At 54.7% G+C, this 12,397-nt stretch carries 12 protein-coding genes; 10 read left to right on the top strand and 2 right to left on the bottom strand.

The window, feature by feature from the left end; genetic code table 11:
* Positions 1-25: 25 nt before the first annotated feature.
* The 8 genes from BM346_RS09600 to BM346_RS09570 all read left to right on the top strand — a co-directional run bounded on the left by BM346_RS09600 (position 26) and on the right by BM346_RS09570 (position 6,960).
* The gene (locus tag BM346_RS09600) at positions 26-889 is read left to right on the top strand and encodes a type II secretion system F family protein (RefSeq protein ID WP_206675671.1); all 864 of its coding nucleotides are present in this window, start codon (positions 26-28) and stop codon (positions 887-889) included.
* A gap of 81 nt (positions 890-970) precedes the next feature.
* A complete protein-coding gene (locus BM346_RS18475) occupies positions 971-1,321 on the top strand; it encodes a DUF192 domain-containing protein (protein ID WP_139229930.1) in 351 nt (116 codons plus the stop codon).
* 91 nt (positions 1,322-1,412) lie between these two features.
* Positions 1,413-1,772 carry a tetratricopeptide repeat protein gene (locus BM346_RS09590; RefSeq protein WP_167812608.1) on the top strand — a complete coding sequence of 120 codons (360 nt, stop codon included), beginning with the start codon at positions 1,413-1,415 and terminating at the stop codon, positions 1,770-1,772.
* A gap of 18 nt (positions 1,773-1,790) precedes the next feature.
* A complete protein-coding gene (locus BM346_RS09585; RefSeq protein ID WP_092011416.1) occupies positions 1,791-2,504 on the top strand; it encodes a TadE family protein in 714 nt (237 codons plus the stop codon).
* 36 nt (positions 2,505-2,540) lie between these two features.
* Positions 2,541-3,518, top strand: coding sequence for an OmpA family protein (locus tag BM346_RS09580; protein ID WP_092011413.1), 978 nt, complete (start codon positions 2,541-2,543; stop codon positions 3,516-3,518).
* Between the two features lie 583 nt (positions 3,519-4,101).
* Positions 4,102-4,398, top strand: coding sequence for a hypothetical protein (locus BM346_RS17955; RefSeq protein ID WP_139229929.1), 297 nt, complete (start codon positions 4,102-4,104; stop codon positions 4,396-4,398).
* 534 nt (positions 4,399-4,932) lie between these two features.
* Complete coding sequence (locus BM346_RS09575; RefSeq protein WP_092011410.1) at positions 4,933-5,574, top strand: 2-hydroxychromene-2-carboxylate isomerase; 642 nt, start codon at positions 4,933-4,935, stop codon at positions 5,572-5,574.
* A 3-nt stretch (positions 5,575-5,577) separates the two neighbouring features.
* Positions 5,578-6,960 (top strand): C13 family peptidase, encoded by a 1,383-nt coding sequence (locus BM346_RS09570; RefSeq protein ID WP_092011407.1) that lies wholly within the window; start codon positions 5,578-5,580, stop codon positions 6,958-6,960.
* A gap of 98 nt (positions 6,961-7,058) precedes the next feature.
* Here the strand turns inward: BM346_RS09570 and BM346_RS09565 are convergent, their stop codons facing one another.
* Positions 7,059-7,682 carry a MarC family protein gene (locus tag BM346_RS09565; RefSeq protein WP_092011404.1) on the bottom strand — a complete coding sequence of 208 codons (624 nt, stop codon included), beginning with the start codon at positions 7,680-7,682 and terminating at the stop codon, positions 7,059-7,061.
* 206 nt (positions 7,683-7,888) lie between these two features.
* Here BM346_RS09565 and BM346_RS09560 point away from each other — a divergent pair, with 206 nt between their 5' ends.
* Complete coding sequence (locus BM346_RS09560; RefSeq protein ID WP_092011401.1) at positions 7,889-8,257, top strand: hypothetical protein; 369 nt, start codon at positions 7,889-7,891, stop codon at positions 8,255-8,257.
* A 399-nt stretch (positions 8,258-8,656) separates the two neighbouring features.
* Here the strand turns inward: BM346_RS09560 and BM346_RS09555 are convergent, their stop codons facing one another.
* On the bottom strand, positions 8,657-9,967 hold the full coding sequence (locus BM346_RS09555; protein ID WP_167812609.1) for a mechanosensitive ion channel family protein: 1,311 nt from the start codon (positions 9,965-9,967) through the stop codon (positions 8,657-8,659).
* 582 nt (positions 9,968-10,549) lie between these two features.
* On the opposite strand from BM346_RS09555, the gene BM346_RS09550 reads away from it, so the two are divergent.
* Complete coding sequence (locus BM346_RS09550; RefSeq protein ID WP_227662835.1) at positions 10,550-12,340, top strand: putative bifunctional diguanylate cyclase/phosphodiesterase; 1,791 nt, start codon at positions 10,550-10,552, stop codon at positions 12,338-12,340.
* Positions 12,341-12,397 lie beyond the last annotated feature (57 nt).

Here is a 12,397-nt window from a genome sequence, read left to right as displayed (position 1 = left end):
CAAAAGGACGTAACGGTTAAATTATATGAAGCTGATTTTATTTGTCGCAGCGTTTCTATCGGTGGTTCTGTTTTTAATTGCTGCAAGAAATATTAAAAACGCTGTACCCGATGCCGAGCGGGACTATATGGACCCATTGCCTCCGATGCTCAGGATGGCCTGGCCCTTGGTGAGCATCTTTGCATTCTATTTCGGGGAACGCTTCCCCACCGACGTTCTGGAATATTATTACCGCCAGATGCGAAGATCCGGGGTTACCTACCTGATGACGGCCGATGAACTGGTGGGCTTGAAAATCCTGGCTGCATTATGCGCATTAGGCGTGGCCGGCTTGATTATGTGGCTTCTTGAAGCATTTGACATATTTTATCTTCCGGTGGCGTTTTTCATCGGCTGGATATTGCCATCGCTTTCACTAAGGGATCGTCGCAAGAAAAGAGAAGCGTTCATATTAAAGCAGCTGCCAACCTTTCTGGACTTTCTGACCATGGCGGTTCAGGCCGGCATGAACCTGTCAGGGGCCATTACACAGTCCATCGAAAAAGGCCCAGCGGGACCTTTAAAAATCGAACTCGAGAAGGTAATGCGGGATATCAGGGCCGGCATGCATCGGATCGACGCGCTAAGGGCAATGGCAGAGAGGCTCGAATTAAAAGAGGTTACAAGCTTTGTCAGTGCAGTGGCACAGGCCGAGAAAACCGGTAGTAGCCTCGGCGCCACCTTGAAAATACAGGCCGACCAGCGGCGGGTCGAAAGGTTTCAGCGTGCCGAGAAAATGGCTATGGAAGCACCAGTAAAGCTGATCTTCCCGTTGGTGGCTTTCATATTCCCGATGACGTTTATTGTGCTTGGCTTCCCGATTGCCATGAAGTTTCTATACGAAATGTAATGCAACCATAAGCATGAGGACGCCGGAAATGTTTAGGTGGTCGTAAACAGAATTCTAGGTAAAACCCAATATCGGAAGTCGATGGTCGAGTCTGAAGGCGGTAGGCGTGCGATCGTCAGCATTGCGGATACCTGGCTGAAACGATATCGCGGGTTTAAAAGCAAGCACGCCGCGAGTGCAGTCGATGGTATTCTGATATATCCATGCTCCTCGATACACACGATCGGCATGGATTTTGATATCGATGTTTATTTCCTGGATAAAGATTTCCGGGTAGTCCGTAGATGCCCTTCCGTAGGGCCACGCCAGTGTAGATTTATTTTCGGCGCAAGGTATGCGCTGGAGCTGAAATCGGGACAAGCAGCGTTTCCGTTTGCAAGCATTGGCGAAAAATTAAGCGTTAGAGACGAAAGGTGCTGGGATGTGCAGTAAAAGCAGATTTTTTATTATGAGGTTGGCTTTAATTCCACTTTTTCTTATGCTCTTTAACGGTTGCGCGGCAACGGCCAAATCAGGAAAGGACGTGGAATTTACCGCTTTGGTTGAAAGAGCTTCGTCACAATATGAAGCGGGATTGCTCACTGAAGCAGAGGCCTCCTATCGGAAGGTGACGCAGTTACGGCCGGACTATTACGAGCCCTGGCTCAAACTTGGTAACATATACGTAAGAACTGGCCAGCTCGAAGCAGCAGTACGCATGTTCACCAAGTGTACTGAACTTCGGCCCGATGAAGTTCGTGGTTGGAGCAACCTTTCCTTAACCCGGTTAAAGCAAAGTCTTGCTGTCCTCGATGAGGCGCAGCATCACTTTCCGAACGATTCTGCGGGTGCTGCAGTATTAAGAAATTCCAGGCAATCTCTGATAAAGCACCTTGTGCGATAGGTTTGGAAGCCTTATCTCATGAAACAACTTGAAAATTACTGTAAACAGCGGGGTTCGTTCATTGTCGAAAGCATATGGCTCTGGCCTATCTTGGTAATGCTGACGCTTGGCGTAGTCCAGATGGGTTTTTTGTATAATGCTAAGGCGACGATGAACAATGCCACATTTCAGGCCGCCAGAGAAGGTTCTATAAAACACGGGGATGGGAAGGCGATGGAAAAGCGCCTGGCAGAGACTATGGCGCCTTTGTACATAAAAGATGCCAGTCTAACTGAATTGGTGAAGCAGAGAGCAATATTGTCGGCCGCGATGAAGCTCCCGGCCGCGCCAATTGGGGATATTCAGATTATTTCCCCAACCAAAAGTATTTACGAAGAGTTCAAAACTACACAATACTATCTAGACCGAAAAGGGATTGAGAGAGGAATAGTTCAGATGCCCAGTGACAATCTGAACGTCCGGAGTTCTTCCCAGAAGCTCGTAAAGACGCCGTCGGGTAACGTTAATATTAATTTGCAGGATGCTAATCTATTAAAAATTCGTGGTCATTGGTGTTATGAGATGATCGTGCCATTCGTAAATTATATCATTTACCAAACGTACGCCAGTCTGCCTGGAGCCAAGAGTCCTCACTGGGGCGCCTGCAGGGCACTGTCGTTTATTCGCGACTCATATTATTTACCGGTGAGCGCAACGAGCGTGGTCAGAATGCAGACGCCGATCCGGTGGTAGAAGCTGAGATTAAACTGTTACAAGGAGGTATAGATTATGATAAGGGCAAAATGTTTTGGATTTATTCCGGTCGTCGTTTTAGCGGTTGGCATGTCTACCAGCTCAGCCGCTTCGATATCAAGTGAGTTTACCAGTGCCCTGATCAACGTACAGGAGTTCTCATCCGAGCATACTGATTTTGGTCGCTATGAACTGATATTGGGTAAACTCGCTTATCAGTACCCCTCCTCTCCTGAAGAAGTTGAGGGATTCCGAGCCGAAACTTCAGAGATTTTTGAGGGAAGGATAGATCGAAAGGTCTTGGATCTCGGCGCGGGTGTCGGTACGTTAAAAGCAATGGCCGCCATTAAGAGCGTAGTTGACGATGAAGGATTTAAGCTGGTTTTTTCGTGTGAGCACATATCCTGTGGTTCTGTTAAGGGATGGGGGGTGTTCTATCCGGAACAGGAAGATGGTGCTCAGTCTGACCAGTACTATATATCCGCTGTATATCCCGAGAACGGCCCGCCTGAGCGTGTGATGTCGGCTCATATTTCTATGGTAGGTGATAGGGTCAGGGTGACGATTGATGAGGTTGCTTTGCTGGTGGATATTGAGCGATCAATTTATAATTACGCCAACGCTATCATGAACTATTGGTCAAAAGAAGGCTTTGAACAAGGTCTTCGTGTATCGGGCTATGGGTTGGGAAGCTCCGAATTATCGTCGACCATGAAGCTAAAATATAAAGCGGTTGCAGAACTGATTAATAGGGACCCGCGTGTTTCGGTCAAGCTTCTGGGCTACACTGATTATATAGGCGATAAGGGCTTCAATATGAACCTGTCGCTTGTACGGGCAAGAACGGTCGCGGAGTTTTTGGGTGATTTGGGAGTGCCTAAGCAGACTCTCGATTTTGAAGGACTAGGAATATTTGATTACGGTAGTGCCGAAGGCCTTGATACGGTTGCTCCAGAGCATCGTATGGTGATGGTATTGGTCGCCCCTACGACTGAAATCAGCGGTTTGAATTGAGGTTCAGTTAATAAATATAAGGATAAAAAAATAGGTTCATCGCGGGTTGGCATGAATAAGTAGGAGGCGGCGGTAAGGCCGGTTCGTTTTGAGTTCGCCAAAACAATAAGATCAACCGACCCGCCGCCGCCCCTATGAATGCTAATATTCTTGCCCTGTTCTAGAAGGGATTCGCAATTGAATCGTTTGCCCAGATTGATCCTTCGTCCTGTCGGATTAGCCCCAAGCCTGCTGACGATTACACGCCCTGCTGGTAAGCGATCCACTAACTACACCAACATGACCTGATCATGATTCCGCGGCAAACGGGTGTAATCTAACGAGCGAGACCCTGGTAGGCGGTTTTACCAGAATCGCTTATAAGATGAAGGGCGTTTCCACGTTAGAAGCATTCGAGAACTATAAAAATACCCTCAAGAAGGGGGGCTTGTTTCAGTTTGTGAGCTAAGCCAATGCGGGGACAACGGTTCAGAGCTGCTTGCCCTGGCTGCAGGCGTGGCGGCCGATAGCTACGTCGATAATTATTATCAGAAGCCCTACTTTATTCTAGCGAAACTTGAGAGCGCGCAGGCTATCTATATAGTTGTTCCTAAGACTGGCGGCAAACCAGGCGAAAAATTTGCCCTATTTTATGAGCGAAGAAATGCTCGAGCCGTTACCCCGTGATCCTCAAGAGGCGGGTTCATTACTTGGTTTGTCTCAGGTTCCAAGTGCTTTCGATGTTTATAAAATTAGCACGACATCGAAAGTATCGGTATACGAAAGTACAATCGCGCCTTTTTCACTCAATGGTGGCGAGTATTTGAGATCTGGTGGCGGAACTCAAATCCTTGTTCTTGATAGGGGAAAATTTACTTCCCCCGAGCTGGTTGGTGAGTAAATGAACAAGCTTGAAAAGATAAAAAGAGAAATACGTGAGCTGGAGCAGTTGCTTCTGAGATCCAAAAGCAAAGGGGGCCCAGAGGTCCTTGATGCCCTTCGGCCCTTTTTCGAAAAAGTTGACGGCACCTGCCTGACGAGCTTCTGGTCTGCACCGAAACCAGCGTGGCGTTGGTCGAGAATGTGAAAGAGCTCTTGCCGGTTGTGCTATTGGAAGAACTGAAAAAAGTAGCGGTCGCCTGGCTGTCGGGGAAGTCCACCGGAGTAGTCCGCCCGTTCGCCCGAAGACCGATACCCTAACTATGGATCGATGTGTAGTGATCTTCGGGCCTCGAGTGGTCTGGTAGATCGCATGAACGTCACCCTGCATTAAGCGAGACTTACGGCATGAGAATTGACAATCATTCCTGCCTGCAGCATTTTTGAGAGATCGAGATGTGGTCCGGCGCCAACGTCGCTGAATATAAACGATTCCCGTTCCCGGCTGCATGTGCCGCCGCATCCAGATTTGATAACGTCAGTGGAGTAGGGTTGTATGAGAGAAGTTGATGTATTTTGGTCGTTCAGGAGCCCATACTCCTATTTGGCGACGCCTGGAATTCTTGAAATTCGTGAAAACTACGATGTCCGGGTGAATATTCGGGTGGTACTGCCTATCGCTATCAGAAGCCCTGACATCCTGTTCACGCCAGAGAGCCTGAACAAGGTCAAGTATATCCAGTTGGACTGGGAGCGTCGGGCGGAATTCCTGGGAATGCCTCATGCCTGGCCTTCGCCCGATCCGGTTGTCATGGATATCAAGAATTTCAGTGTTCCTCAGAAGCAGCCTTATATCTACTGGTTGAGCTGCCTGGGCGTTGAGGCTCAGCGGCGGGGCCGCGGGCCGGAGTTCGTGGCGGAAGTGTCGAGGCTTATTTTTGGTGGCACCAGAAATTGGCACCAGGATGATCATCTTGCCAGCGCGGCGAGCAGAGCCGGTCTTAACCTGGGGGAGATGGATGCCTCAATCAGCGATGATGCCAGCCACATGCGCGAAATTGAAGACAATCAGCAGATGCTGGCCGATGCTGGTCATTGGGGAGTGCCCACATTGGTGGTTGATGGTGAGCCGTTTTTCGGCCAGGACCGGATTGAGACTCTGAAATGGAAGTTGAGTCAAATGGGCCTGGAAAAGTAGCGGATGTCCACCGATTTACCTCGCGCCCTGCGACTCACCCTGTCACTGATCCTGGCTCTGCTCCTGGCGGCCTGTGATTCCTCACCGTTGCTGCCCTCCGACGCCCGGCTCCCGGACGGCAGCACCTATACCGGGGAGACCCGCAACGGCGTCTTCCACGGAGAAGGCGTTCAGGAATTTCCCGGTGGGACGGTCTACCGGGGCGAGTTTCGGGAAGGATACTGGCATGGGAAGGGCGAGCTCGATTCCGCGGCGGGCTGGCGCTACGAAGGCGAGTTCGAGAAGGGCCTGATGGCGGGGGAGGGCGTGCTTCAGGATGAAAACAGTCTTTATGAAGGCGCCTTCAGGAATAACCGGTTCCATGGGGTAGGACGCTATGAAGTCAATGACAGCGTCTATATCGCCAGGTTCGTTGATGGTGACCCGGTGGAGGGCGCGCACATCACGGATTACGGCACCTATGAGGGCGAGTTCCGTGACTGGTACTACCACGGTGAAGGCACCTACACCTACACCTACACCGGTGCACCGGACGATGTGGGCAGCCTCTCCGGCAGCTGGGAGTACGGTGAATTCCTGGATGGCGAGGAATACACACCGGAAAAGCCAACCGAACCCCTGACCGAGAAGATTCTGGCCGAGGACCGCCAGCGCCTGAACCGTCAGATTGAACGCCTGGAACCCGAGCGCCCGGGTGTCACTGATGCCTATTTTCTCGCGGTGGGTGGCGATGGTACCGAGTCCGTCTTCATGCGGGATATCGAGGTTGCCAGAACCGGCTTGCAGAAGCTGTTCGATGTTGAGAGCCGTGCCATCATGCTGCTCAATCACCGCGACTATGAAACCCTTCCCCTGGCCAGCCGGCCCTCCATCGCAAGGGCCATCGAGGCCCTGGGTCAGCGCATGGACCCGGAGCAGGACCTGCTTTTCATCCACCTGGTGAGCCACGGTGGCCAGGACGGTGGACTGTTGTTGCAGCAGCCCGGTATCGAACTGCCGGACCTGACCCCCAAGGCCTTCGCGGAAATGCTCGAGCCCCTGAAGGCCCACCGCAAAGTGCTGGTGGTCTCCGCCTGTTACTCCGGCCATTGGCTCAACCAGCTAAGGGACAGCAACACCCTGATCATGACCTCCGCGAGGGAAGACCGTACCTCCTTTGGCTGTGGCGACGACTCAGAGATGACCTGGTTCACCAAGGCGGTGTACCAGCACGTGGGCCTGTCCCTCACTGATCCCGAAGCCATGTTCGGTCAGGTCAGGGAGCAAATCAGGGTCTGGGAGGAGGACATCGGAATGGAGGAGGAGAACTGGTCCTACCCCCAGTTCCACCTGGACGACGACCTGCGGCAATGGCTGAGTGAGAGAAGACCGGCTCCGGCTGGCTGACGAGGCGGCCAGGTCCATCGGCGATTCTTTTCGGGACCGTTGGAAGCCGTAGCCGTGAGCATCCCGCTCGACCGGCCGGCACTCCTTACGGGCGCGGCTCAGGTGGATGCCATAAACCCGGCAATCCCGGTCATGACAATTTCCGCCGCCATGGCGGACAGGATCAGGCCACTGATCTTCGAGAGGATATTCAGCCCCGTCCTGCCCAGTACATTTTCCAGGTGACCGGACAGTCGCAGCAGCACGGCCAGTATGAACAGGCCGGACACCAGTCCGAGAAGACCTCCGGCAACGGCCGGCACAGTATTCAGCTCCGCCCCGTATACCAGGATGGCGCCGATGGTCGCCGGCCCGATCATCACCGGGATTGCCAGGGGTACTACGGCAATGTCATCCCGGTCCTCGTCCGGCAGTCCGGTGGCGTGGTTACGGGTGCCACTTGTGACCAGGCTGATGGCGGTCAGAAACAGCAGGCTGCCGGCGCCGATGCGAAAGGAATTCAGGGTAATGCCAATCGCACTGAACAGCAGAGGTCCCGCGAAGAACAGGATCAGCCCCAGCACGAGGGCGGATATGCAGGCCCGGCGGATGATGGACTCTTTCTCCGCTGCGGGCAGTCCCCGGGTCAGGGCCAGGAACATGGAGACAACAAAGAAGGGGGCGAGCAGGAACAGGAAGCGGATGGTGGAGCTGAGGTAGGTGGTAAAGAACATCTCGAACATCGGAAAGCGGGCCTCGTGGGTAAATTCTCAAGCATAGCAGTTGGTCTGCCTGCTTACGTTCCATTTGATGAGCGGCCAGACGTTTTATATCGTGGGGAGGTCAATATCCGCTGGCGGGGTTCTGCGTGGGCTGATGCATTCGCTGGCCTCGGGGAGTTGTCCCATCGGATGGATTCCTGGGCGACCAAGAACATGGAGGACAATCCGTGGCCGAGATTCATCACATGAAGAACACCTGGTATGTCATCGGCGTGTTTGGTGTGCAACTGGCGGTTTCCCTGGCGTTTTTCACGATTTACTACGTGGTGTTCATATTGGGGGCGGCGTCAGAGATTGGCCAGGCTGAATTCCATGTTGCGATGGTGGGTTCGGATTCTGAAAAGATGATGTTCCTGGCTTTGCCGACCTTTCTTGTCGCCATATCGACGCTTATTATCGGTTTTATCTGCCTGTCCAGAAATACCGTTGAGGGGAAAGCGTTCCGGTCCTATGTGATTTTCTCAAACCTGTTTTGTCTGGCAATGGCCATTCTGCACATTTATATCTTCAGCAACTCAATCTACGCGGCCTCCTAGTGTCCCGGCCGGTTAATTCGCTGACCTATTGCTTGCCGCTGGCGACTCTGGCCAAGGCGTCAGTCCGCAGGTGTGGTGGTTCCACATCAAGGGCTGACAACACAGGTCCAGAGTCGCCAGCGGCAAGCCCTCCGGGAGCCCCTGAAAGCCTTGAGAGCTGTGTTGCGGCGCCTCGATTTGAAACCACCAAACCTTCGACACCGCGCCTTGCTCTCAAGGCTTTCAGGGGCTCAGTAGGTCAGCGAATTAACCGGCCGAGACACTAGTTTCCCGCCGGAATCATTCCCTGATCCGGGGTTTGCCGGTGCTGGCTCCGGCCAGGTGCCAGACCGGATGTGGTGGTCTCCCATCAATGGCTGACAATACGGGGCCCGGTAGAGGTCCACCCGACGCAGAACACTACTGTTGCCCGTTCCTGCCGGCTTTCAGGAGATTCTCCTCGCCCGAGGTTCGCAGTTCATCCTCAACCTGCCGGTCGATGGTGTAGTCGGCGGCAACGTCCACCGGCTCGTGGGGTGCTACGGTGGTTTCCGGCTTCTGGCCCGCTCGGGATGGGCTGTCATCCGTGCGGATGCGGTAGGTGGGCGCCGGCATCTCGATGCCAGCCCCATCGAACGCGGCCTTGATCAGGCGGATGGCTTCGCTCCTGGCCTTCAGGAAATCCGTCTCCCGCTGGTCGATCCAGCCGAAGAAACGCAGTTGCACGGTGCCCTCACCCAGGGAATTCACCACACCCAGCGGGCCGGGGTCCGATAGCACCCCTTTCATCCCCCGCAGGGTGGCCGTGCCCAGCCGCCGGGCGTCGGCGGGGTCCAGGTTCGCCGCTATGTTGACCGGGAAATCGAACTGGCGGAGGGGGTTACGGGTAAAGTTGGTCAGCGGCGAGGTCATGATCATGCTGTTGGGAATGCGCAGGTGGTTACCCTCCGCGGTCATCAGCACGGTGTCCCGGGAGGTGAGGCGAACCACGCTTCCGGCGAGCTCGCCCATCTGCACATTATCGCCAATGTTGAAGGGATTCCTGGCGCTCAGCAGTACGCCGGCCAGATAGTTCTCAACGATGTTGCGGAACGCGAAACCCACAGCGATGCCGGCGACCCCGGCCACGCCGAGCATGGCGCCCACCAGGGCGGTGGCGTCGAGGATTTCCAGGGCCAGCAGGATGCCGATGCCGGTGATGATCAGTCGGATCACCCGCTTGCCAAGATGGGACGCCAGTTCCGAAAAACCCAGGTGCCGCAGCCAGTCAGCATGGTGGCTGATCCACCGGCCGAGGAGCGCAAACACCACGACCACACCCAGGGCTGCAAGGGTGAGGGGCAAGGTGCGTATCACGGTGGCCACCAGCTCCTGGAATTTCCGGCGGGCGGGCTGAAGGCGGGCCGCCACATCCACTTCCTCCTGCAGCCGGTTCTGGACGAAGACCACCCCTTCAACCCGTTGGGCGACCGCAGTCAGTTCCCGGGCGGACCGGGCGCTGGAGACCTGCCCCTCCAGGGTCACCACCCCTGCCTGCACCGTGGCCTCGACATCCTCAAGGCCGTCAATGGCGGCCAGTACCGCCTTCAGGCGGCTCTGGATCGCCTGATCCCGCGGGGTATCCTGAACCCGTATTTCCGGCTCCGTGCTCTCCGTCATCTGGGCGTGAGCCACCGGCATGGTCATCGCCAGGGTCAGGGCGGTCAGGCACACCACAAGCAGGTCTTTCATGGGGGCTCCAGGGGGATGGGTGGTCCTGTTCAAACTTAGCAGATTCCGGGTCAGGGGCGAGAGATGGGCGCGGGCTGTGCCGGGGACCATGAACAGGCAGTTCAGATAAAGGTATTTGAACGCTCCGGATTGAAAACGACTGCTTCCGAGCTAGGCTTTGAGTATGTCGCGGGTTCCGAAGAGACGGCCATTGACGCTGCAGGCCCGTCACCTCTTTTCCGGGATGAAACAATTGCTCCGCCTGCCCGCCTGGAACAGGATGCCATGGAGGCCCCCCAGAAGATGAGATTCGCCCAATTTATCCGCGATAACATGGAAAGTATTCTCCTTGAATGCGAACAGGATGCACGGGCTATCCTCCCTCCGGAAAATTTTTCCCGGAAGGAACTACGAGATCATTTTAAATTCGTCCTTGAGGCCATCATTCATGATATGGAACATCGGCAGAGCGAGCATGAATCGTCGGAAAGGTCGATTGGGCGGGGCTCCCTATCTGGCGAAGAGACCTCCGCCCAGAAGCACGGCTCACAACGGTTTGGTATGGGAGCCGATGTACACCAGTTGGCCACGGAGTTCAGAGCCTTGCGGAGATCGATCATCCAGATGTGGATCGAGGACGGTAAACCATCGAGCCATCGGGAGTTTACTGATCTGGTTCAGTTCAATGAGGCACTGGACAAGACGCTGTCAGAGTCCATACAGCGGTACCAGGCGGACACGGAGCATCAGGCCAGGCTATTTGAAACGATGATGTCATCCATGCCCGATCCCGGTTTTGTGCTGGACCTTGAAGGTCGGTTCCTCTACGCGAATGATGCCATGGCGGCGTTCCAGGATAGATCCAGGGACGATCTCATCGGTAAATCCTTCGCAGATATTTGTCTTCCAGACTCCTCCGGCAAGAGTCAGACATTGTCCCGCGTGATAAGGAAGAAAGAAAAACTTCACCAGGAAGTGGTGTTAGAGGAAGAGGCCGGAAAGCGGTTTATCGACTACGTTTATGCCCCGGTGATTGATGATCAGGGGGTGGTGGAGGCCATTTCCGGTATCGCCCGTGATGTCACTGAACAAAAGCGGTCGGAAGAGGAAACCTGGCGACTGGCTAACTTCGACGCTCTCACCGGTATCCCCAATCGGCGCCTGTTCGAAGACCGGCTGAACCAGAATGCCACTCATTCCAATCGCACGGGCATTCCTTTTGCGCTGTTACTGATCGATCTGGATCACTTCAAGGAGGTTAACGACAGGCTGGGGCATGAAGCGGGGGACCGTTTGCTGCAGCAAAGCGCGGATCGGATCAAGTCCTGCATCCGTGAGACCGATACCGTTGCACGCCTGGGAGGCGATGAGTTTACTGTTCTCCTGCTGGACCTTGGTGACGCCAGACTTATCGAGGTGATCGCCAGGGACATTCTGGATCAGCTCAGTGCTCCGTTTGAGCTGGATCAGGAGCGGGCAATGGTTTCCGGCAGCATTGGCATTGCCATGTTTCCCGAGGATACGTCGGACAGTCGAAAGCTGCTGAACCGCGCCGATCGGGCCATGTACACAGCCAAGGGCACCGGTCGCAATCAGCTCTGCTTCTTCAGCGAAGTGCGCGAACAGTCCCCGTCGGAACGACAACAGCTGATTGGCGACCTCCGTCAGGCACTGATACATCAGCAATTCAGGCTCTACTACCAGCCGATTTTCGAACTCGCCACGGGCCGCGTTACCAAAGCCGAAGCACTGTTACGTTGGGAGCACCCCCAGCGAGGCCTGTTACTTCCCAAAGAGTTTCTGAAGCTTGCGGAGGAAACAGGGCTGATCGATGAACTAGAGGACTGGGTGTTCGCCGAAGCGTCAGCCCAGGCCGATCAGTGGAGCCTGGATACCGGGCGAAGTGTTCAGGTCAGCGTCAACACCTCACCGCTGCAGTTCATTCACGATACCCGGAAAAAACCCTGGGAAATACACACCAACCGGCGAAAGGAAGGCGCAAGCAACGTGGTGGTGGAGCTCGCCGAGAACACCCTTGTAAATGGTTCCCCCTACCTGCAGGAGCGTCTGAAAAGTCTTCAGGACGCCGGTCTCGAACTGGCCCTTGACGATTTCGGCACCGGGTGCTCCTCACTGACCTCCCTGAAACGTTTCAATATCAATTACCTGAAAGTCGCTCCGGCCTTTTTGCAGACTGGCGCCCGCTCGACTGAACGGGAGATCTTCGAAACCATCATCATGATGGCCCACAGACTGGGGCTGAAGGTCATGGCGGAGGGCGTGGAGACAGCCGAGCAGCGGGACTGGCTGAAAGAGAAGAAGTGTGATTTCGCCCAGGGCTACCTGTTTGCCAGACCGCTGCCGGTTCAGGAGCTTGAGCGGTTCCTGCACTGAGCTGAATCCTGCCCTCGCTCCGGGGATAATGGCTGCGTCCCCGCGCTGCGCTGACCG

The sequence above is a fragment of the Marinobacter daqiaonensis genome, from assembly GCF_900115285.1.
GTDB lineage: Bacteria > Pseudomonadota > Gammaproteobacteria > Pseudomonadales > Oleiphilaceae > Marinobacter > Marinobacter daqiaonensis.
This window is presented reverse-complemented; position numbering and strand designations above follow the sequence as displayed.